This window comes from Burkholderia glumae LMG 2196 = ATCC 33617 (assembly GCF_000960995.1).
Classification (GTDB): domain Bacteria; phylum Pseudomonadota; class Gammaproteobacteria; order Burkholderiales; family Burkholderiaceae; genus Burkholderia; species Burkholderia glumae.
Genome location: NZ_CP009435.1, coordinates 3,277,954 through 3,300,604 on the forward strand (window position 1 = coordinate 3,277,954; position 22,651 = coordinate 3,300,604).

Here is a 22,651-nt window from a genome sequence, read left to right on the forward strand (position 1 = left end):
TACGGATTTATTCGGAAATAGATCAAAAAATATAATCATTCCCGGGTCATTTTTATCCAAACGGGAGAAAATCGTGCAGTCTCGGGCGACAAAAGGGACACTCGCGCTGATGGTTCTTGCAATGTCATTAACAATGGCCGGCTGCGCGAGCATCGGCCGCGTTGCACCGCGGGCGTCGAAAGTCGAGCCGTCCGCACTCGATGCGGGGGCCGCCATCCGCGCCGCGAACCACGATGCCGGCTGGCCGAGCGCCGACTGGTGGCGCGCCTACGGCGACCCGCAACTCGACGCATGGATTGCGAGCGCGCAAGCGGGCAATCCGTCGCTGGCCGCCGCGCAGGCACGCGTGCGCCAGGCGCAGGCGGCGGCCGGCATCGCGCACGCCGACACGCTGCCGCAGCTCGACGGCGCGCTCTCGCTGCAGCGCAAGCATTGGCCCGACGATTATTTCTACGGCCCGGGTACGCTCGCCGACAGCAACACCTGGAACAACAGCGGCACGCTGAACCTGTCCTACCACCTCGACCTGTGGGGCGGGGACAAACACAACGCGGAGCGCGCGCTGGACACCGCGCGGGCCCGGGCGGCCGACGAGCGCGCCGCGCGGCTCGAACTCGAGGTCAATGTCACGCGCAGCTACATCGAGCTGGCCAGGAACTTCGCGCTGCTCGACCTCGCCCATCAGGCCTACGACCGCCAGAACGAGCTGCTGACGCTGGCCCGCAAGCGCCTGCGCGCCGGCATCGGCACCCAGCTCGAAGTCAGCCAGGCCGAGGCGCCGCTGCCCGACTACGCGCGGCAGATCGACAGCCTCGAGGAGGCCGTGCAGCTGGGCCGCCACCAGTTGGCCGCGCTGGCCGGCAAAGGCCCCGGCGCGGGCGACGCGCTGACGCGTCCGGCGCTGTCGCTGGCGGCGCCGGCGGCCCTGCCCTCGGCACTGCCGGCCGAGCTGATCGGCCGGCGTCCCGACGTGGTCGCCGCGCGTTGGCGGGTCGACGCGCAGGCGCACGGCATCGAGGTGGCGAAGGCCCGCTTCTATCCGAACGTCGACCTGCTCGCCTCGCTGGGCGGCTTCGGCGTCGGCGCCGCGTTCACCAGCTTCCTGCGGTCGATGAACGGCGGCTGGTCGGCCGGCCCCGCGCTGACGCTGCCGATCTTCGAGGGCGGGCGCCTGCGCGCGCAGCTCGGCGCCGCCTCGGCCGGCTACGACGAGGCCGTCGATCACTACAACCAGACGCTCGTCTCGGCGCTCAAGGGCATCGCCGACGATGTCGTGCGGATCCGCTCGCTCGACACGCAGCGCGAGGACGCGGCGCGCTCGGTGTCGCTCGCGCGCCGCGCCTTCGATCTCTCGCACCAGGGCTTCAGGCGCGGGCTGACCGATTACGTGAACGTGCTGGCCGCGCAATCGCAACTGCTGCGCGCGCAGGAGAACCGCACGCGCATCGAGGCCGAACGGCTCGCCGCGCATGCCTCGCTGATGGCCGCGCTCGGCGGCGGCCTCGATGCGCCCGATCACGCGGCGGCGGCCGTCCCCGCCGCGGCCGGCGCGTCGGCCGCTGCCGCGCCCGCCCGTGCCGCCGTGCCGGCCGCCCACTGACCGAGGCCCGCGATGTCCGCTCCCTCTTCCTCCCGCCCCGCCGCGCCGCCGGCCGACCGCTCGCGGCTGGCCGTGCTGGGCTCGGCCGTCGCCGACTGGGCGCGCACCGACGGCAACGCCTGGCTCTATCTCGCCAAGGCGCTGCTGGCGGCCTTCCTCGCGCTCGGCGTGTCGATGGTGCTCGACCTGCCCGCGCCGAAGACGGCGATGACCACCGTCTTCATCGTGATGCAGCCGCAAAGCGGCGCGATCCTGGCCAAGAGCTTCTACCGGCTCGCCGGCACCGTGGTCGGGCTGGTGGCCACGCTGGTCATCATCGGCCTGTTCCCGCAGCAGCCGGTGCTGTTCCTGCTGGCCGTGGCGCTGTGGGTCGCGATCTGCACCGCCGGCGCCGCGCGCAACCGGAATTTCCGCAGCTACGGCTTCCTGCTGGCCGGCTACACGGTCGCGCTGATCGGCCTGCCCGCCTCGCAGCAGCCCGACACGGCGTTCATGAGCGCGCTCACGCGGGCCGCCGAGATCGTGGTGGGCATCGTCGCGGCGGGGCTGGTCGGAGCGCTGGTGTTTCCTCGCTACACCGGCGAGCAGGTGCGCACCACCCTGCGCCATCGCTTCGCGTCGTTCGTCGACTACGTTGCGGCCGTGCTGTCGGGCAAGCTCGAGCGCGCCCATGTCGAAAGCCTGCATACCCGCTTCGTGGCCGACGTCATCGGCTTCGAGGCCGCGCGCAGCATGGCGGTCTTCGAGAACCACGAGCTGCGCCGCCGCAACGGCCGGCTCAGGCGCCTGAACAGCGAGTTCATGATGGCGTCGAGCCGTTTCCACGCGCTGCACCAGCTGATGAACCGCCTGCGTGCCTCGCACGAGGCGGCCGCCATCGTCGCGCTCGATCCGTACTACCGCGAGCTCGCGCCGCTACTCGAGCCGGACGGCCAGCCGGTGCTGACGGCCGCTGGCGCCGCGCGCGTGGCCGAGCGGCTGCGCGACTATCGCGATGCGCTGCCGCAGCGCATCCTTGCCACGCGCGCCGGGCTCGAGCCCCGGCCCGGCTTTCCGCTGCTCGATTTCGACACGGCCGCGGAACTGCTCCATCGCTTCGTCTCGGACCTGCACGACTATGCGGCCACCTACGGCTCGCTCGCCAGCGAGACGCACGAACGCGAGCGCTGGATCGAACATATCGAGCCCAAGACCAACCTGACCGCCTCGCTGACGGCCGGCCTGCGTGCCGCGGTCGTCATCCTGGTGGCGGGCGCGTTCTGGATCGAGACGGCCTGGCCCAGCGGCTGGATGCTGGTGCTCAACGGCGCGGCCGTCTGCGCCCTCGCGTCGGCCTCGCCGCAGCCGAGCGCCACCGCCATGCAGATGGGGCTCGGCGCGACGCTCGGCGTGGCGATGGGCATGCTGCTGATGTTCGAGATCTACCCGCATATCGACGGCTTCCCGATGCTCTGCGTGGCGCTCACGCCGCTGCTGTCGATCGGCCTATGGCTGGCCGTGAGGCGAAACACTGCGGCGCACGGCATGGGCTACCTGATCTTCTTCAGCTTCCTCGCCGGCCCCGACAACGTCACGCGCTATGCGCCGTCGCAGTTCATCAACGACGGCGTGGCGATCCTGCTGTCGATGCTGCTCGCCGCGCTCGCGTTCGCGATCCTGCTGCCGCCCACCACGCCCTGGCTCAAGCGCCGGCTGTTCGCCGACCTGCGCCGCCAGGTGGTGCTGGCCTGCCGGGGGCGGCTCGGCGCCAGCCTGCGCGCGCGCTTCGAAAGCGGCACGCGCGACCTGATGCACCAGGCCCACGTGCTGTCGGCCGACCAGCCGGGCGTGCAGCGCGAGGCGCTGCGCTGGATGTTCGCGGTGCTCGAGGTCGGCAACGCGATCCTCGACCTGCGCCACGAGTTGGCCGGGCTGCCGCGCGATCCGCGCTATGCCGCCACCATGCCGTGGCGCATCGCGGTGCACCGCACCCGCGCGACGATCACGGCGCTGTTCGCGACCCCCACGCCGGCAGGCTTCGACGCCGCGCTGGCCGCCAACGGCGAGGCGATCGCCGCGACGCGCCAGGCCATCGACACCTTCGCGCCGCCCGCGCAGGACCGCCACCGCCTGGAGCGCGTGCTCCGTCACCTGCATTTCGTGCGCACCGCGCTGCTCGACCGCGAATCGCCGCTGGCGGCGCTCGACGGCCGCGCGGGCGTGCCGCTCAACCCGGGAGCTCCCTCATGATGCCGCGAGAAATCGCCGTCCTCGACGCGTACCTGCCAACCATCGTGCTGATGTTCATCGCCGGCGCGATCCTCACCTGGATCGTCGATCGGCTGCTGTCGTTCACCGGCCTGTACCGCCTCGTCTGGCATCCGTCGCTGTTCCGCGCCAGCCTGCTCGTCTGTCTCTGCGGCGGCCTGAGCCTCGCCGTCTATCGTTGAAGAGAACCGAACCATGCTACTGAGAAAACTCGTCGGCTTCGTCGCGACAGCCCTGATCCTCGTCGTCGCGATCCTGATCGGCCAGCGACTGTGGGTCCACTACATGGACGAGCCGTGGACCCGCGACGGCCGCGTGCGCGCCGACATCGTCAACGTCGCGCCCGACGTGTCGGGCGCCGTGGTCGAGCTGCCCGTGCGCGACAACCAGTTCGTCCGCAAGGGCGACCTGATCATGCAGATCGACCCGTCGCACTACGCGATCGCCGTCGAGCAGGCCAAGGCCGCCGTTGCCGCCCGCGCCGCCGAGCTGCAGATGCGCCGTGCCGACGCCGCGCGCCGCGCCGATCTCGATGCCGCGGTGGTGTCGAAGGAAAGCCGCGAGAACGCGGCGCAATCGGCCGCGGGCGCGGCCGCCCAGTATCGGCAGGCGCTCGCCGCGCTCGACGCCGCGCAGCTGAACCTGGCGCGCACGCGCGTGCTGGCGCCGGTGGACGGCTACGTCACCAACCTGAACGTGTTCCGCGGCGACTACGCGACGGCCGGCAGCGCCAAGCTCGCGATCATCGACAGCCATTCGTTCTGGGTGTACGGCTATTTCGAGGAAACCAAGCTGCCGCGCGTGCGGATCGGCGCGCCGGCCGAGATACGGCTGATGAGCGGCGGCGTGCTGAAGGGCCATGTCGACAGCATCTCGCGCGGCATCTACGACCGCGACAACCCGCAGAGCCGCGATCTGGTGGCCGACGTCAATCCCACCTTCAACTGGGTGCGGCTCGCGCAGCGCGTGCCGGTGCGCATCCATATCGACCGGATACCCGACGGCGTGGTGCTGTCGGCCGGCACGACCTGCACGGTGATCGTCGACGCGCGCCAGCCGGTCGCGCCGCCCACGGCCGCCGCTGCGACGGCACCGGCGCCAGCCGCCGCCTTGGCTGCGGCCACCGCGCCGGCCAGGCCCTGAAACGGCGACCGGCCCGGCCGGCGCCGGCCGCCATGCGGCCCGCGGTGCGGTGGGCGGCCTTCGCCTGAACTCAGGCGGCGAGCCGGAAGTGTCCGACCAGTGCCTTCAGCGCCTGCGCCTGCTCGTCGAGCGAGCGCGCCGCGGCGGCCGCCTGTTCGACGAGCGCCGCGTTCTGCTGGGTGCCGGCGTCCATCTGCTCGACCGCGCGGCCGATCTCGTCGATCCCGGCGCTCTGCTCGGTCGAGGCCGCCGAGATCTCGCCGATGATGTCGGTCACGCGCCGCACCGCGCGCACCACCTCCTCCATCGTCTGGCCGGCGTCGGTCGCCAGCTGTGCGCCGTTGGCGACGCGCTCGACCGAGGTGCCGATCAACTGGCGGATCTCCTTGGCGGCCGTCGCCGAGCGCTGCGCGAGCGAGCGCACTTCGCTCGCCACCACCGAGAAGCCGCGGCCGTTCTCGCCGGCGCGCGCGGCCTCCACCGCCGCGTTCAGCGCGAGGATGTTGGTCTGGAACGCGATGCCCTCGATGGTGCCGATGATGTCGCGGATGCTCTTCGCGCTCGCGTCGATCTCGTTCATGGTCGCCACCACGCGGCTGACCACCGAGCCGCCCTGCTCGGCCACGTCCGACGCGTTCTGCGCGAGCGCGCTGGCCTGCCGCGCGTTCTCGGCGTTCTGGTGCACCGTGGAAGTGAGCTGCGACATGCTCGACGAGGTTCGTTCGAGCGCGACCGCCTGCTGCTCGGTGCGCTGCGACAGGTCGAGGTTGCCGGTCGAGATCTCGCCCGAGGCCGAGGCGATTGCCTCGGCGCTGGCCGCGATCTCGCGCACCGTGCTGGCCAGCTGGCGCTGCATGTCGTCGAGCGCGTACAGCACGCTGCCGCGATCGTGCTTGGACAGCGTGACGTGGTGCGACAGGTCGCCCCTCGCGATGCCGGCCGCGATGGTCTTCGCGGTGGCGGGCTCGCCGCCGAGCTGCACCCCAAGCCGACGCACCACCCAGCCGGCGATCAGGATCGCGACCACGATCAGCGCGGCCGTCATCGCCGCGATCATCAGGAACGAGGCATGAAAGCGTGCGGTGGAGGCGTCGCGGGTGGCCTTGGCGGCCTCGCCGCAGGCGGCGACCAGCGCGTCCACCTGCTTCTCGAGCTTGCCGGTCTCGACCAGCAGCGAGACGTCCTGGGTGCCGACCTGCCAGTTCATCTGCGACAGATCCAGCGGCTGCTGCTTGACGAGCGTCACGAAATCGCGCAAGTGCCCACTCCAGCCCGCCACCGCCTTGCTGAACGGATCGAGCGCGGCGCGTTCGCCCGGGGCCGTGTAGCGCTGCAGCACCTTGATTTCGCTGATGATGCCGACGAGCGCCTGCTCGATGTCGTTGCCGAGATCGTCGCGCTCCTTCGCGGTGGTCGCGGTCAGCAGCATCTTCTGCGCACGGCTCGCGCGCAGCACGTGGGCCCGCACCGTCTCGGCCGCGTTGCTCGCCACGTGCCCCTGCGCATAGACCGAGCCGATCGAGTCGTCGAGCTTGCTGATCTGCCAGAGCGAGAACAATCCGATGGCGAGCGTGCCGATCAGCACCACCGCGAACGCGGCGAACAGCGTCGCGCGCACCGACCACGCGCGCGCGGGCCCGGTGCCGGCGTGCCGCGGCGCGCGTGGTGGGCGGGTCCGCGCGGCCGGCGTGGCAGCGCCTGCCGGGCCGCGGTCCGTTACCGGTCGAGCGCGCAGCGAAATCCCCATCATCGAATTCTCCCCGTCCTGTTGCTGCGCCGGATCGATCGGCTCCGGCTTCACCGTTCGGCCGAGCCGCGGGTCTGCGGCATGGCCCTTTTCGTGCGTGTCGTCACGAATGAACACCTTGACGGCATGCACCATTTTTTTCTTGAGTCCGGGTCATCACCGGTTGTCAGAAGTTCAATGATCTCACCCGATTTTTTTGACCGCTACCCTCGCAGCGGCCCCGGCAGCAGGACGCGCGCCATGCTGGCCGATTCGCGATAAAACTTGTCATGACAATTCACGCAAGCCAACCTACACTGCCTTCGCAATCTCAAAAATCGACCCACCCGCCCGGCCCCGGCCGGGCCCCCAGCCCGCTCGCTCATGCAAACCAGTCTCGACACCCCCCCGTCCGTGACCGGCAGCGCGCCCGCCGCCACGGCCGCGGCGCCCGCTCGCACCGATTACCCGGTGCTCGGCGCGATCAGCTTCTCGCACCTGCTCAACGACATGATTCAGTCGTTGATCCTCGCGATCTATCCGATGCTGAAGGCCGACTTCGCGCTGTCGTTCGCGCAGATCGGCCTGATCACGCTGACCTACCAGATCACCGCCTCGCTGCTGCAGCCGCTGGTCGGGCTCTATACCGACAAGCGGCCGCTGCCGTTCTCGCTGCCGGTGGGCATGGGCTTCACGCTGTCGGGGCTGCTGCTGATGTCGGCCGCGCCGAGCTTCGGCCTGCTGCTGGTGGCCGCCGCGCTGGTCGGCTGCGGCTCGTCGGTGTTCCATCCGGAATCGTCGCGCGTCGCGCGGCTGGCCTCGGGCGGCCGCCATGGGCTCGCCCAGTCGCTGTTCCAGGTGGGCGGCAACGCCGGCTCCTCGCTCGGGCCGCTGCTGGCCGCGCTGGTGATCATTCCGCACGGGCGGCCCAGCATCGCCTGGGTGTCGGTGGCCGCGCTGGTGGCGATCGTCGTGCTGACCCGGATCGGCCGCTGGTACCGGCGCCAGCCCGCGCGCCATAAAAAGACGGCCGGCGCGCGCCATGCGTCGCTGTCGTCGCGGCAGGTCGCGTTCGCGCTCGCCGTGCTGATGGTGCTGGTGTTCTCGAAGTACTTTTACCTGGCCAGCATCAACAGCTACTTCACCTTCTACCTGATCGACAAGTTCCACCTGAGCGTGCAGGCCGCCCAGCTGCACCTGTTCGTGTTCCTCGCGGCGGTGGCGGCCGGCACCGTGATCGGCGGCCCGATCGGCGACCGCATCGGCCGCAAGTACGTGATCTGGGCCTCGATTCTCGGCGTCGCGCCGTTCACGCTGGCGCTGCCGCACGCGAACCTGCTCTGGACCAGCGTGCTGACCGTGATCATCGGCCTGGTGCTGGCCTCGGCGTTCTCGGCGATCCTCGTCTACGCGCAGGAGCTGATTCCCGGCAAGGTCGGGACCGTGGCGGGCCTGTTCTTCGGGCTGTCGTTCGGAATGGGCGGGATCGGCGCGGCCGTGCTCGGCGATATTGCCGACGCGAGGGGCGTGAGCTACGTCTACCAGCTCTGCGCGTACCTGCCGCTGCTCGGCGTGCTGACGGTGCTGCTGCCCGACGTGGAGGGAAAGCGGGCGGCCGGCCGCGCCGCCTGACGGCGCGGCGGCACTCGCGCGCCGCGCCTTCATCGAAGGCGGGCGCCGGCCTGACCGGGGGCGGCCCGAACCGGCCGCCGGCGCGGCCGGCGGCACGCCTGCTCAGGCCGGCTGCGTGCCCGCGGCGGCGTGTGCGGCGGCCAGCGCGACCAGAAAGCGCTGCAGGATGCCCGACGAATAGCTCGCGGCGATCTCGGCGAGGAAGTTGGTAAACGACGCGGTGGCATGGTCGTCGGCGGTATCGGAGATGGTGCGCACCACCGCGCACGGCACGCCGTACTCGTGGCAGACCTGGGCCAGCGCCGCGCCCTCCATCTCCACGGCCAGCGCGTCGGGCACGGCCTCGCGCAGCGCCGCCACTTCGTGCGCGCTGGAGACGAAGCGGTCGCCGCTGACGATGAGCCCGCTATGCACGCGCGCGCCGCGCAGCCGGAACCGCTCGTTCAGCTCGGCGCCGCGCTCGGCCACGAAACCGTCGCAGGCGGCGCGCAGCGCGGCCGACAGCGCCGCGTCGGCCGCGAAGCGCGTCACGCCGAGCAGCGGCACTTCGTGGCGCGGGAAGATCGGCGAGGCGTCCAGGTCGTGCTGCAGCAACTGGCTCGCCACCACCACGTCGCCCACCGCGATCTCGCGCGCCACGCCGCCCGCCACGCCCGAAAACACCACGGCGCGCACGTTGAAGCGATGGATCAGCGCGGTCGTGGTGGTGGCCGCGGCCACCTTGCCGACGCGCGCCAGCGTCACCACGCACGGCACGCCCCAGGCGGTGCCGAGGTGGTATTCGCGCTGGCCGAGCGTGATCGTCTCGAGCGCGCCTTCGGTCTCCATCCGGGCGACCAGGTCGCCGAGTTCCTGCGGCAGCGCGGCGAGGATGCCGAGCGGCCGTTTCCTGTCGTAGGGCATCTGCATCCTCGTCATTCCACTGCCTGAAGTTTCGCCACCGCGAGCGCGAGCCATTTCTCGCCGTGGCGCTTGAAGCGGACCTGCGCCTTCGCATCGGCGCCCTCGCCCTCGAGGGCCGTCACCGTGCCCTCGCCGAACTTGGTATGGAACACCGGCTGGCCGACCTTGAAGCCGTTGCCGGCCGCGCGCTGCGCGTTCGCGAACGCGGGCAGCGGCGCCGTCACGGCCGCGTCCACCACCGCGTCGCGCGTGCCGCCTGCGGCGCCGCCCGGCCGGGCGAACCAGTTGCGGCCCCAGCCGGCGTTGTCGGCGCGGCCGCCCCAGCGGCTGCCGGCCTCGACCTGCGGGGTGAGCCACTTCAGCACCTGCTGCGGCAGCTCGTCGAAGAAGCGCGAACGGATGTTGTAGCGGGTCTGGCCGTGCAGCAGCCGGCTCTGCGCGAACGACAGGTAGAGCCGCTCCTTGGCACGCGTGATCGCCACGTACATCAGCCGGCGCTCCTCCTCGAGCCCGTCGGTTTCGAGCGCGCTGTTCTCGTGCGGGAACAGGCCTTCCTCGAGCCCGGTGATGAACACCGCCGAGAATTCGAGCCCCTTGGCCGCATGCACCGTCATCAGCTGCACCGCGTCCTGGCCGGCCTGGGCCTGATTGTCGCCGGCCTCCAGCGACGCATGCGAGAGAAAGCCCGCGAGCGGCGTCATGGTGTCGGGGTTCTGGGCCGGATCGTCGGGAGCGGCCGGCGCGAGCACGGCGCCGGCCGCGTCGCCGCCCGCCGCCAGTTCGGGCGCGGCGCTCGCGCCCGGGCGCAGCGGAATCGAGCGCGCCGGCGTGTCGAGCCCGTAGCCCTCCTCGCTGACGAACGCGGCGGCCGCGTTGACGAGTTCCTGCAGGTTCTCGAGGCGGTCCTGCCCTTCGCGCTCGCCTTGGTAGAAATCGGCCAGGCCGCTCGCGCGCACCACGTACTCGACCATCTCCGGCAGGCTCATCTGCCTGGTTTCGGCGCGCAGCTTCGCGATCAGGTTCGCGAACGCGCCCAGGCTCGTGCCGGCCTTGCCCGTCACGTAGGGAATCGCCGCCGCCATCGCGCAATTGTGCAGGCGCGCGGCGTCGGCCAGCTGCTCGATCGAGCGCGCGCCGATGCCGCGCGTGGGGAAGTTGACCACGCGTGCGAATGCCGTGTCGTCGCTGGGGTTGTCGATCAGGCGCAGGTAGGCGAGCGCGTGCTTGATTTCCTGGCGCTCGAAGAAGCGCAGGCCGCCGTAGACGCGATAGGCGATGCCGGCCGTCATCAGCGTGTGCTCGATCGCGCGCGACTGCGCATTGCTGCGATAGAGCACGGCCACCTCGCTGCGCGCCATGCCGCCGTTGATCAGCGAGCGGATCTCCTCGACGATCCAGCCGGCCTCCTGCGAATCGGTGGCCGCCTCGTAGACGCGCACCGGCTCGCCGTGGCCCGCGTCGGTGCGCAGGTTCTTGCCGAGCCGGCGCGAGTTGTGGGCGATCAGGTGGTTGGCCGCGTCGAGGATGTTGCCGTGCGAGCGGTAGTTCTGCTCAAGCTTGATCAGGTTGCGGACCCGGAACTCGTCCTCGAAGTCGCGCATGTTGCCGACGTTCGCGCCGCGAAACGCATAGATCGACTGGTCGTCGTCGCCGACCGCGAAGATCGCGTTCTGCTCGCCCGCGAGCAGCTTGAGCCACGCGTACTGCAGCTTGTTGGTGTCCTGGAACTCGTCGACGAGGATATGCCGGAAGCGCGCCTGATAGTGCGCGCGCAGCGCCGGGTTGTAGCTCAGCAGCTCGAAGCAGCGCAGCAGCAGCTCGGGGAAATCGACCACGCCCTCGCGCTGGCACTGCTGGTCGTAGGCCTGGTAGAGCTGCACGAACATCCGGTTGAAGCTGTCGTTGGCCTCGACCTTGTCCGGGCGCAGCCCCTGCTCCTTGGCGTTGTTGATGAAGTACTGGACGTTCTTCGGCGGGTACTTCTCGTCGTCGATGTTCGAGGCCTTCATCAGCCGCTTGATGGCGGAGAGCTGGTCGGCCGTGTCGAGGATCTGGAACGTCTGCGGCAGCCCGGCGTCGCGATAGTGGGCGCGCAGCATGCGGTTGCAGAGGCCGTGGAAGGTGCCGATCCACATCCCGCGCGTGTCGATCGGCATCATCGCCGACAGGCGCGAGAGCATCTCGCGCGCGGCCTTGTTCGTGAAGGTGACGGCCAGCACGGTGGGCGGCGACGCGTAGCCGTGCTGGATCAGCCACGCGATCCGCGTGATCAGCACGCGCGTCTTGCCGCTGCCCGCACCGGCGAGAATCAGCGCGGGCTCGTTCGGCAGCGTGACGGCGGCGTATTGTTCGGGATTCAGGTTCGCTAACAGATCGGGCATAAAGCGCAAGACGGACGAGGAGGCGTGAGGCGCGCGGGGCCGGGCACGGCCGGGCGGCGCGATGGCTCGCCATTATAGAACGGCGGCGCGCCCGGGCAGCGGCGCGAGCCGGCGCGGCCGGTCCCGCGACGGCGGCGGCCCCGCCGCGCCGGGCGCCGGCGCGGCGCGCGGCAAACCGGCCCACCGGCGCCGATGCGGCCTGTCAATGAGGCAGGCCATGCCCGGTGCGATGCGCATCCATTTATAATTGACGGTTTCCGCATCAATTCTGCATTTTCAGAGCCAATTCCGACCATGAGCGACAGCACGCTTGAGAAGAGTTTCGAGCCCCAGACCATCGAATCCCACTGGGGGCCGGAGTGGGAAAAGCGCGGCTACGCCGCGCCGAGGTTCGATCCCGACCGTCCGGACTTCGCAATCCAGCTGCCGCCGCCGAACGTCACGGGCACGCTGCACATGGGCCACGCGTTCAACCAGACGATCATGGACGGCCTCGCCCGCTACCACCGCATGCGCGGCGACAACACGCTGTGGGTGCCGGGCACCGACCACGCGGGGATCGCCACGCAGATCGTGGTCGAGCGCCAGCTCGACGCGCAGCGGGTCTCGCGCCACGACCTGGGGCGCGAGCAGTTCGTCGAGCGCGTCTGGCAATGGAAGGAGAAATCGGGCTCGACGATCACGAACCAGGTGCGCCGCCTGGGCGCCTCCACCGACTGGAGCCGCGAATACTTCACGATGGACGACAAGCTGTCGTCGGTGGTGCGCGAGGTGTTCGTGCAGCTCTACGAGCAGGGCCTCATCTATCGCGGCAAGCGCCTCGTCAACTGGGACCCGGTGCTGATGACCGCGGTGTCGGACCTGGAAGTGGCGAGCGAGGAGGAAGACGGCAGCCTCTGGCACATCAACTACCCGCTCGTCTCGGGGGCCGGCCACCTGACGGTCGCCACCACGCGCCCCGAGACGATGCTCGGCGACGTGGCCGTGATGGTGCATCCCGAGGACGAGCGCTACCGCCACCTGATCGGCCAGTCGGTGCGGCTGCCGCTGGCCGAGCGCGAGATTCCGATCATCGCCGACGACTATGTCGATCGCGAGTTCGGCACCGGCGTGGTGAAGGTCACGCCCGCGCACGATTTCAACGACTACCAGGTGGGCCAGCGCCACGGCCTGCCGCAGATCGAGATCCTCACGCTCGACGCGAAGATCAACGACAACGCGCCCGCGGCCTATCGCGGCCTCGACCGCTTCGAGGCGCGCAAGCGCGTGGTGGCCGACCTGGAAGCGGCCGGCGCGCTCGATTCCGTCAAGCCGCACAAGCTGATGGTGCCGCGCGGCGACCGCACCGGCGTGGTGATCGAGCCGATGCTGACCGACCAGTGGTTCGTCGCGATGACGAAGCCGGCGCCGGCAGGCTCGTTCCATCCTGGCAAGTCGATCACCGAGGTCTCGCTCGAGGTGGTGCGCGACGGCAGCATCCGCTTCGTGCCCGAGAACTGGACCACCACCTACTACCAATGGCTCGAGAACATCCAGGACTGGTGCATCTCGCGCCAGCTCTGGTGGGGCCACCAGATCCCCGCCTGGTACGGCGAGAACGGCGAGGTGTTCGTCGCGCGCAGCGAGGCTAACGCGCGCGCGCAGGCCGCGGCCAAGGGCTATGCCGGCACGCTGCGGCGCGACGAGGACGTGCTCGACACCTGGTTCTCGTCGGCGCTCGTGCCGTTCTCGTCGCTCGGCTGGCCCAACGAGACGCCCGAGCTGCAGCACTTCCTGCCCTCCTCGGTGCTGGTGACCGGCTTCGACATCATTTTCTTCTGGGTCGCCCGGATGGTCATGATGACGACGCACTTCACCGGCAAGGTGCCGTTCCACACCGTCTACGTGCATGGGCTGGTGCGCGACGCGGAAGGCCAGAAGATGTCGAAGAGCAAGGGCAACACGCTCGACCCGATCGACATCGTCGACGGCATCGCGCTCGAGGATCTGGTCGCCAAGCGCACCACCGGCCTGATGAATCCGAAGCAGGCCGCGAGCATCGAGAAGAAGACCCGCAAGGAATTCCCGGACGGCATCGCCGCGTTCGGCACCGACGCGCTGCGCTTCACGATGGCCTCGATGGCCACGCTCGGGCGCAACGTCAACTTCGACCTGGCGCGCTGCGAGGGCTACCGCAACTTCTGCAACAAGCTCTGGAACGCCACGCGCTTCGTGCTGATGAACTGCGAAGGCCACGACTGCGGGCGCGACAAGCCGGAGCCGTGCGGCGACGGCGGCTGCGGCCCCGGCGGCTACCTCGATTTCTCGGCGGCCGACCGCTGGATCGTGTCGCTGCTGCAGCGCGTGGAGGCCGAGATCGCCAAGGGCTTCGACGACTATCGCTTCGACAACATCGCGAACGCGATCTACAAGTTCGTCTGGGACGAGTACTGCGACTGGTACGTCGAGCTCGCGAAGGTGCAGATCCAGAACGGTACGCCCGAGCAGCAGCGCGCCACGCGCCGCACGCTGCTGCGCGTGCTCGAAACGGTGCTGCGCCTCGCGCATCCGGTGATTCCGTTCATCACCGAGGCGCTGTGGCAGAAGGTCGCGCCGCTCGCGGGCCGCTATCCGGCGGGCAAGGCCGAGGGCGAGGCCTCGCTGATGGTGCAGGCGTACCCCGTCGCCGATCCCGCCAAGCTCGACGACGCGGCCGAGCAGTGGGCGGCCGAGCTGAAGGCCGTGGTGGACGCGTGCCGCAACCTGCGCGGCGAGATGAATCTCTCGCCGGCCACGCGCGTGCCGCTCTTGGCCACCGGCAAGCTCGATCGGCTGGCCGCGTTCGCGCCGTATCTGAAGGCGCTGGCACGGCTCTCGGACGTCACCATCGTGGCCGACGAGGCCGCGCTCGACGCGCAGGCGCAAGGCGCGCCGATCGCGATCGTCGGCGCGAACAAGCTGGTGCTGAAGGTCGAGATCGACGTGGCGGCCGAGCGCGAGCGGCTGTCGAAGGAAATCACGCGGCTCGAGAACGAGATCCGCAAGTGCGAGGCCAAGCTCGGCAACGAGGCGTTCGTCGCCAAGGCGCCGCCCGCGGTGGTCGAGCAGGAGCACAAGCGCATCGCCGAGTTCCGCGGCACGCTCGACAAGCTGGTGGCCCAGATGGCACGCTTGCAGGCGTCGTAACAAACGGTAAGCCCAGTTGCACGGATCGTGCCAGCCCAATCACCATGGGCGGGTACGGAAGAATCAACCCAAGGATAAAAGGTCGATCATGCTGAAAGTCACTAAGGCGGTATTTCCGGTTGCCGGCCTCGGCACCCGCTTTCTGCCGGCGACGAAGGCAAGCCCGAAAGAGATGCTGCCCGTCGTCGACAAGCCCTTGATCCAGTACGCCGTCGAGGAAGCCATCGCGGCCGGCATCACGGAAATGATCTTCGTCACCGGCCGCAGCAAGCGCGCGATCGAGGATCACTTCGACAAGTCCTACGAGATCGAAGCCGAGCTCGAGGCACGCGGCAAGGAAAAGCTGCTCGATCTGGTGCGCAGCATCAAGCCCGCCAACGTCGACTTCTTCTACGTGCGCCAGCCCGAGGCGCTCGGCCTCGGCCACGCCGTGCTCTGCGCCGAGAAGCTGGTGGGCGACAACCCGTTCGCCGTGATCCTCGCCGACGACCTGCTCGACGGCCAGCCGCCCGTGATGAAGCAGATGGTGGACGTGTTCGACCACTATCACAGCTCGATCATCGGCGTGGAGGAAATCCCGCCGGCCGACACCAAGTCCTACGGGATCGTCGACGGCAAGGAATGGGAAGACTCGATCATCAAGATGTCGGCGATCGTCGAGAAGCCGGCGCCCGAAGTGGCGCCGTCGAACCTCGGCGTGGTGGGCCGCTACATCCTGAAGCCGCGCATCTTCCATCACCTGCGCACGATCCAGCCCGGCGCGGGCGGCGAGATCCAGCTGACCGACGGCATCCAGGCCCTGCTGGCCGACGAGCAGGTGCTCGCCTACAAGTACGAAGGCACCCGCTTCGACTGCGGCAGCAAGCTCGGCTACCTGAAGGCCACCATCGAATTCGCGCTGCGCCACCCGGAGGTGCGCGACGAGTTCGAGCAGTACCTGCGCGAGCGCGGCACCGGCTCGCCGGCCTGAGCCGTGGCGGCGCCCGCGCCGCCGACCTGATCGAGGGCGCCCGCGAACGCGGGTCGCCCCCCAGCGCCGCGCCATGCGGCGCTTTTTGCTGGCGCGCCGCCGCCGCGGCCGTGGCCGCACGGCCCCGGCCGGCCCGGCAGGCCTTACGGCTGCGGCCGCCAGATGCTCGGGAACAGCCATTCGAGCAGGGTCAGCTGCTTGGCCAGCGCGTTTCGGATGCAAAAATCCTTGATCATCGCGGCCGACAGCTTGCGCTGCTCCGCCTGATCCACGACCGACGCGAGCAGGACGTCGGGCAGCAGCGGATCGGGCGAGAACGGCGCCTCGCCCGGCGTCGCCGCCGTCAGCGTGATGACGGCGGCCGCGCGGTCGTCGGCGAACACCACCAGCGTCGCCTCGCGGCTCATGCCGGCCGAGCGCAGCGTGGTGTGATAGCGCCGCTCGACGCGCAGCACCTTGCCGAAGAAGGTTTGCGTGATCCAGGCCTCGGTCGGATTCGGCGCCGCGTTGGCGGCCTGCGCCGCGAACTCGGACAGCCAGCCCGGCAGGTTGCTGCGCAGCTGCTGCGCCGTGTCCTCGAGCTGCGCCGGGTTCTGCACGCGCAGCCACGCCGACATGTCGATCCCGGAGGCGGGAAAACGCCGGCTGTCGAGATAGCCGTTGCGCACCACCATCGAGTACAGCGCGAGATCGTCGCTCGCGGCGGCCTCGGCGATCGCCGTCGGCGGCAGCATGCCGATGACCTGGTTCAGCAAATGGCGACCGGCGCGGCAGGCTTCGCCCCGATACTGGATTTGCCGGGCCGCGATCACGTACATCATGCTCAGCGCCAGGTATTGCGGCGAGCCCGGCGCGGCGGCCAGCACCGCGCCCGCGCCATGGGCGCCCAGCGTGGCGGTGACCGAGGCCACCGGCGCCGGCAGCACCGCCAGCTGCGCCACCGTCACGCCCGCCATCGCCGCCATCGCGGCCTGGTAGGCGGCCAGCGGCGCGCCCGGCAGCGCGTAGATCTGCGCCAGGCGGTTGAACCGCGACATCACCTTGTCCACGCTCTTCGATACGCCCGCGGCGACCTCGCTCAGCATCAGCGCCTGCTCGTCGAAGTGATAGGCGAGCGACGGCAGCGGCAGCAGCACCGTGTGGGTGGTGCCCTGGTATTGCAGCGAAACCGGCGTGGGGGCGACCTGCACATGGCCCGATTCGAGGTCCTCCCAGACCTCGACGGCTTCCACGGTATTGCGGCGCGGCAGCGTCACGTCGATCAGCTCCATCAGCAGCGGGCGCTCGATCGCCGGCCCGAGCGCCGCGCCCGGGAAGGCCGGCGCGGGCCAGTCGAGCGGCCGGGCATGCCAGGTATAGCCGAGTCTGAACAGCAGGAACGGCTCGATGGCGTCGTTGAAGATCAGGCCGGGCAGCGCGGCGCCCGGCATCGCGCGGTCGCTGAGCTTGCGCGAGGTGTTGAGCCAAAGGCCGATGCGCTTCGGATCGAAGACCTGGCGGATCGTCTGCGGATCGTCGAGCTCGGCCATGTAGCGGTAGGCCGGCGCGGCCGCGCCGTCCTGATACAGCAGTTCCTCGGGCGAGACGATTTCCGGATTCCATCTCGCGATCTCGCTGGCGCAGTCGCGCAGCGCGTCGAGGATCAGATCCTCCACCAGCGAATAGACGTGGTTCTGCAGCGGCAACGGCGCCCACGGGTCCACCACGATCTGCGTGTCCCAGTCGGACGCGCCGCCGCCGTTCTGCGTGGCGGCCGGCCCGGCCGGATTGACGACGCACTCGAACGCGTTGCCGCCCTTCATGTAGAAATACAGCAGCGGCTGCGCCGGATCGAGCTTCAGGTCCTGCCGCAGCATCTCGACCAGGGAGAGCAGCCGCGCCCACAGCTCCGACAGCGTGGTCAATACGGCGACCCGCACTGCGGGATAGCTCGGCGCATCGTTGATGGTCGCAGTGAGCGCGCGGCTGAATCTGCGGCGAACGGATCGGACCAGGGGATCTTCCTGCATCGGACACCTCGGGGCTGGGACGACGACGATGGATGGCGCTCGCGTAGGCGGGCGCGTCGGATTGCGCGTCGAGTCCCGGCCCGGGGCCGCTGACGTCGGTCCGGCGCAAGCCTGCCGGGGGCGCCGCGCAACAGGCCCAGTATCGGCGGCGGCGGCGCGCGGCGATTGAACGAACCGATGGTCGATGCGGCGCGAACGCCGATCCCGCGGGCGGCCTGCGCTGGGCGCGCGCGGCACGGCGGGCCGGCCGCTTGCCGGCCGGGCGGCGGGCGCTCAGCGCGAGCGCGCCGGCTCGATCGACTCCACCGTCGGCACGGCACCCGCCGCGCCGCGCTTGATCGTCACCGCCCAGCCGCCGCCGTCGAACGGCAGCTTCGCCAGCGCGCCGCGCACCAGCGCCGGCAGCGCGGCGAGCGGATCGGGGTCGCGGTCGCGCGCGGCCGAGGTGACCTGATAGGCGAGACTGCCGTCGCGCCGGTCGATGAACTGCAGGGTCAGCAGATGCCGATAGACGGGGCCGGCGAACGGCAGCGGGAACGGCGCCGAACCGTCCGCGCGCAGCTGGCCGGCGCCGGCCGCGCCGCGCTCCGGCGCCGTCACCGTCAGTTCGGCCGGCTGCGTCGCATAGGCGATCACGAGCCGGTAACGCGCGCCCTCCGGCTGCTCGCGATAGCCGTGCCGCGCCAGCTCGGCGCGCACCAGCGCCTGGACCCGCGCATCGCCCGCCTGGCCCTGCTGCGCATCGGGGCACGCAAAGCCGTAGCTTCGCTCGCCCGCGAAGCCCCCCTGCCCGGCCTGCACGCTGACGCCGGTGGTCGGCGCCGCGCAGGCGCCCAGCATGCCCAGCACCGCCAGCCCGCCTGCGGCGCGTGCCCATCTCGTCTTCATTGCTCTCTCCTGGCTGGCCGCCGGGCGGCCGGTTCAGTGTCGGCGCGCGCCGCGGCGCTGCGCTGCGCTGCGCTGCCGATCGTCATGGATCCGCCACGTCGGTGAGCCGCGGCAGCGTGATCGCGATCGCGGTGCCTCGCCCCGGCGCGCTGTCCACCGCGATGCCGCCGCCGTGCCGCGTCACCACCGTCTTCACGAACACCATCCCGAGCCCGGTGCCGGCGATTTCGGGCCGCTCGCCCGCGTGAAAGCGGCGGAAGCGCTCGAACAGGTGCCGCTGGTGCTCGGGCGCGATCCCGTAGCCCTGGTCGCGGATCGTGCAGGTCACGCGCGGCGGCGCCTCCGTGAATGCCAGCGTGCAGCGGACCAGCGTGTCGGCAGGACTGTACTTGATCGCGTTGCTCAGCAGGTTCACCAGCGCGCGCGTCATCAGCGAGCGCTCCGCACCGATCCAGCACGGCGCCTCGCCGAGCGCCGTGTCGATGCGAATCCGCTTCGCCTGCGCCTGCGGCCAGACCTCGTCGCTGGCGTCGAGCAGCAGGTCCGCGAGGTTCACGACGTCGATCCGGTAGGTCTGCGACTCGGCGCGTGCGAGCTGCACGAACTCGTCGGCGAGCGTCAGCGCGCGCTGCGCGTGCCGCTCGATGCGGGCCAGCAGCTCGCGCTGCGCCGGCCCGGCGTCGCGGCGCTGCCGCTCGGTGCGCACCAGCGCGAGGATCGAGGCCTGCGGCGAGCGCATGTCGTGCGACAGCAGATGCAGCGCCTCCTCGCGCTGCCGCTCGGCCGCATGCAGCGCGGTCACGTCCACCAGCCCGGCGATCCAGCCGATCGCCTGGCCCTCGGCGTTGGTACAGGGCGCGTAGCGCAGCAGATGGTCGAGGCCGTCGGCATCGCGCACCTCGAGCCCGCTCGCGAGCAGCGCCGGCGCCTCGCCGCGCGTCGGATCGAGCGCGTCCGGCCAGGCGGCGCGCAGGTCCGGCTCGCGCTCGGGATGGGCCACGCTCTTGACGAATGCCAGCTCGCCGAGCGCGGCCGGCAGCGGGCGGCCCTCGGGCGAGGCCGCCCGCAGGCGCGCGCAATAGCGCCGGGCCGCGTGGTTGGCGATCAGCACGATGCCGGCCACGTCGGTCACGAAGATCGGCTCGGGCACGCTGTCGAGGCTGTCCCAGACGAAGCGCTTCATGTCCTGCACGCGCCGCGCGGCCTGCGCCATCAGGTTCATCTGCCGCTCGAGCGGGTCGCCGCCGAACTCGGCGCGCGCGCCGGACGCACGCGGCGACTCGGGCAGCAGGTGCGGCTCGGCGGCGAGCCGCTCGAGCTCGTCGCGCAGGTAGGCCATGGTCATGTCGAGGCGCCGCCAGTTCCAGGTCGGATAGACCACGATCAGGCCGAGGATCGCCGGGGCCGGCGTCAGCCACAGTCGCGCGCCGTACAACAGCGCCGCGCTGCCCGCCACCGACAGCGCCGCCACCGACAGCGCGAGCAGCAGCGCGCGGCGCGGCGACAGCAGCAGGATGCCCGCCAGCAGCGCCGCGAGCGGCGGCAGCGAGGCGAGGCACAGCCAGCCGCGCGAGACCGGCGAGATCGCGCGGCCCGTCAGCAGCATGTCGAGCACGTTGGCATGCAGGTAGACGCCCGGCAGCGGGCCGAACTCGCCCGAGATCGGCGTGGCGAAGCGGTCGTAGAGTCCGGCCGCCGTCACGCCGACCACGATCACCTTGCCGCGCAGCGCCGCGTCCGGCACCTTGCCGGCCAGCACGTCGGCGAGCGAGCAGGACGAATAGGCGGGTGTGCCGCGGCTGAACGGAATCAGGTAGCGGCCGCCGGGCAGCGAGGCGGCGAACCGCGAGGCGTGCGGCATGGCCCCCGCCGGCGTCGCGCCCTGCCGGCTCGGCCCCGCCTCGCTCGCGGCCAACGCCGCGCCCGCCGCCGGGGCCGCGGCACGCGTGATGCCGCGCGCCACGGCCAGCATGAGCTGCGGCCAGTCGCGCCGCCCGTCGCTCTCGGTCAGCGCGACGCTGCGCACGATGCCGTCCGGATCGACTTCGAAGTTGATGTGGCCCATGCCGGCCGCGCGCGCCGCGAGCGGCGGCACCGGCAGCGTCAGCGCGCGCGCGCCGGCGGCGTTCTCGGGGCCCAGCAGCACCGGCAGCCAGGTCGGCACGCGCGCGAGCGCGGCGGCCAGTTGCGCGTCGTCGGGCGAGGCCTCGGTAAACAATACGTCGTAGACCACGGCGGCGGGCCGCGCCTGGGCGAGCCGCTCGAGCAGTTGCGCATGCACGCTGCGCGGCCAGGGCCAGCGGCCGAGCCGTTCCAGGCTCGGATTGTCGATCTCGACCACCACGATGGCCGGATCGGGCGCCAGGCGGCGCGCGGCGAGCAGATGGTCGTAGATCAGCCGGTCGATGCTCGCGGTGGACTGCCAGGCCACGCCGGCCAGCACGGCCGCCACGCCGAGCACGCCGATCGCGAGCCATTCGAGGAGAAAGCGCCGGCCGGGGGGGCGCCGCCGGGAGCCGGTGTCAGGCTTCATCGGCCGGCTCAGCGCGCGAGCGTGAAACTGTTGACGGCGCCGGCCTTGTCGTAGAAGCGGCCGTCGACGAACTGCTCGGCGATCACGGTCCAGTAATAGCGCCCGGGCGGCAGATGCGCGATCACGAGGCGCGTGTCGGTCAACCCCGGCTGATCGACGATCGGATCGGCCAGCTCGCGCGAGGCGGACAGGATGAAGCGGTAGCGCGTGACGGCGGCCGTCGCGCCGCTCGGATTCCAGCGGAACGCGTAGCCGTCGCCGGCCGGGCCGGCCTCGGTGCGCAGTCCGAAGCGGCGCCGCTCGAAGCCGTACACGCGCGCCTGCCCTTCGAGCCCGTTCGCGTCGAGCGCGGCGATGCGCACGAAGTAGCGGCCGTCGGGCAGATCGGAGAAGCGCACGCGCGGCGTGTCGGACCGCACCTCGCGCAACAGGTCGAGCAAGCCGGCGTCGCTCGCGAGCTCGACGTGGTAGGCCCGCGCGCCGTCGAGCGGCACGATCTCGAAGTCGACCTGCGCGTCGTCCTGCAGCTTGCCCGGCCTGGCGAGCCGCGGCGCCTCGAGCAGCGGCACCGGGGCGCCCACCTGCCCGCCGGCCCGCGTCACGCTGCCGAAATTCGCGTGCACCAGCGTCGCGCCCGGAGCCGCGGCACGGCGCCGGGCGGCGCGCGGCGCATCGGGCTCGACGCCGACCGCGCCGTCGAGCACCTCGACGCGCGTGAGCGCCTGCCCGCCGTCGCCGTCGCCGTCGCCGTCGCCATCGTCATAGCCGACGCGAAAGCGCGTGCCGCGCACGCCGGCCACCACCGACGGCGCGCGGATCTGGAAGCGGTCGTCGGGCCGCTTCAGATGCGTGACCTCGCTGTCCACCGAGCCGCGCCGCAGTTCGAACTCGCGCTCGAGCACGCCGGTCAGCACGGTGCGGCGCAGCACGGTCAAGTCGATCTGGCTGTCGGGCGGCAGGCTCAGGTGGGTGCCGTCGCTCAGCTCCAGCGTGACGAAGCCGTCGCTGCCGGTGCGCAGGCGGTCGCCCTCGCCGAGCGTGGCCTTGGCCCCGAGCGCGGCGAACGCGCCGTCGCGGCCGGCGCGCTCGACCGCGCCATGCAGCGCGACGACGCGCACGGTCAGCCGCTCGCGGCGCAGCCGCGCGGCCGGCAGGCGGATCACCACGCCGCGCTGCAGCCGCTTCGGCGCCGGCACGCCGTTCAGGCGCGCCACCAGGGGCCAGTCGCCGGGGCCTTGCAGATAACGCGTCGAGATCTCGTAGAGGGTGTCGCCCTCGCGGGTCAGGTAGGGCACCGTCGCGAGGGGGTGGGCCGTGCCGCCGCTCGCGCGGCTCGCCGGCGGGCCGCCATCGGCGGCCGGCGCGCGCGCGGCGGCGCGCGCGCTGATGGCACCGGCCGCGCCGACGGCGGCCAGCACCAGCCCGCCCGCCGCGATCGCGCGGCGGGCGGCGAA

The 22,651-nt window shown here is 71.1% G+C and carries 14 protein-coding genes; 7 read left to right on the top strand and 7 right to left on the bottom strand.

Annotated features, from left to right (window positions below):
• The first annotated feature begins 121 nt into the window (after window positions 1-121).
• The 4 genes from KS03_RS27340 to KS03_RS27355 are packed head-to-tail and all read left to right on the top strand — an operon-like array spanning window position 122 to window position 4,990.
• Window positions 122-1,600, top strand: a complete 1,479-nt coding sequence (locus KS03_RS27340; protein WP_230674414.1) for an efflux transporter outer membrane subunit — start codon at window positions 122-124, stop codon at window positions 1,598-1,600.
• A gap of 12 nt (window positions 1,601-1,612) precedes the next feature.
• Window positions 1,613-3,829: an FUSC family protein gene (locus KS03_RS27345; RefSeq protein WP_015876166.1), complete on the top strand. Its 2,217-nt coding sequence runs from the start codon at window positions 1,613-1,615 to the stop codon at window positions 3,827-3,829.
• Window positions 3,826-4,029 carry a DUF1656 domain-containing protein gene (locus tag KS03_RS27350; RefSeq protein ID WP_015876167.1) on the top strand — a complete coding sequence of 68 codons (204 nt, stop codon included), beginning with the start codon at window positions 3,826-3,828 and terminating at the stop codon, window positions 4,027-4,029. The genes KS03_RS27345 and KS03_RS27350 overlap by 4 nt, the downstream gene beginning before the upstream one ends.
• Window positions 4,030-4,042: 13 nt before the next feature.
• Complete coding sequence (locus tag KS03_RS27355) at window positions 4,043-4,990, top strand: efflux RND transporter periplasmic adaptor subunit (RefSeq protein WP_015876168.1); 948 nt, start codon at window positions 4,043-4,045, stop codon at window positions 4,988-4,990.
• A gap of 70 nt (window positions 4,991-5,060) precedes the next feature.
• On the opposite strand, the gene KS03_RS27360 is transcribed toward KS03_RS27355, so the two are convergent.
• The gene (locus KS03_RS27360) at window positions 5,061-6,740 is read right to left on the bottom strand and encodes a methyl-accepting chemotaxis protein (protein WP_015876169.1); all 1,680 of its coding nucleotides are present in this window, start codon (window positions 6,738-6,740) and stop codon (window positions 5,061-5,063) included.
• 360 nt (window positions 6,741-7,100) lie between these two features.
• Between KS03_RS27360 and KS03_RS27365 the strand changes: the two genes are divergently transcribed.
• A complete protein-coding gene (locus tag KS03_RS27365) occupies window positions 7,101-8,348 on the top strand; it encodes an MFS transporter (protein ID WP_015876170.1) in 1,248 nt (415 codons plus the stop codon).
• Window positions 8,349-8,450: 102 nt separating this feature from the next.
• Here KS03_RS27365 and KS03_RS27370 read toward each other — a convergent pair whose 3' ends face one another.
• Together KS03_RS27370 and KS03_RS27375 are read right to left on the bottom strand one after the other, a co-directional pair.
• Entirely contained in the window at window positions 8,451-9,257 is an 807-nt protein-coding gene (locus tag KS03_RS27370; RefSeq protein ID WP_015876171.1) for a 5'-methylthioadenosine/adenosylhomocysteine nucleosidase, read from the bottom strand.
• A 5-nt stretch (window positions 9,258-9,262) separates the two neighbouring features.
• Window positions 9,263-11,632: a UvrD-helicase domain-containing protein gene (locus KS03_RS27375; protein ID WP_015876172.1), complete on the bottom strand. Its 2,370-nt coding sequence runs from the start codon at window positions 11,630-11,632 to the stop codon at window positions 9,263-9,265.
• A 294-nt stretch (window positions 11,633-11,926) separates the two neighbouring features.
• On the opposite strand from KS03_RS27375, the gene KS03_RS27380 reads away from it, so the two are divergent.
• Together KS03_RS27380 and galU are read left to right on the top strand one after the other, a co-directional pair.
• Entirely contained in the window at window positions 11,927-14,797 is a 2,871-nt protein-coding gene (locus KS03_RS27380; RefSeq protein WP_015876173.1) for a valine--tRNA ligase, read from the top strand.
• Window positions 14,798-14,885: 88 nt separating this feature from the next.
• Window positions 14,886-15,767 carry a UTP--glucose-1-phosphate uridylyltransferase GalU gene (gene galU / locus KS03_RS27385; protein WP_015876174.1) on the top strand — a complete coding sequence of 294 codons (882 nt, stop codon included), beginning with the start codon at window positions 14,886-14,888 and terminating at the stop codon, window positions 15,765-15,767.
• Window positions 15,768-15,910: 143 nt separating this feature from the next.
• Here the strand turns inward: galU and KS03_RS27390 are convergent, their stop codons facing one another.
• The 4 genes from KS03_RS27390 to KS03_RS27405 form a co-directional block, all read right to left on the bottom strand.
• A complete protein-coding gene (locus KS03_RS27390) occupies window positions 15,911-17,776 on the bottom strand; it encodes a hypothetical protein (RefSeq protein ID WP_015876175.1) in 1,866 nt (621 codons plus the stop codon).
• A gap of 273 nt (window positions 17,777-18,049) precedes the next feature.
• Window positions 18,050-18,664 (bottom strand): DUF4136 domain-containing protein, encoded by a 615-nt coding sequence (locus KS03_RS27395; RefSeq protein ID WP_015876176.1) that lies wholly within the window; start codon window positions 18,662-18,664, stop codon window positions 18,050-18,052.
• Between the two features lie 82 nt (window positions 18,665-18,746).
• On the bottom strand, window positions 18,747-21,197 hold the full coding sequence (locus tag KS03_RS27400) for a CHASE2 domain-containing protein (RefSeq protein WP_045678922.1): 2,451 nt from the start codon (window positions 21,195-21,197) through the stop codon (window positions 18,747-18,749).
• A gap of 8 nt (window positions 21,198-21,205) precedes the next feature.
• Complete coding sequence (locus tag KS03_RS27405; protein WP_373419881.1) at window positions 21,206-22,633, bottom strand: FecR domain-containing protein; 1,428 nt, start codon at window positions 22,631-22,633, stop codon at window positions 21,206-21,208.
• Between the last annotated feature and the right edge of the window lie 18 nt (window positions 22,634-22,651).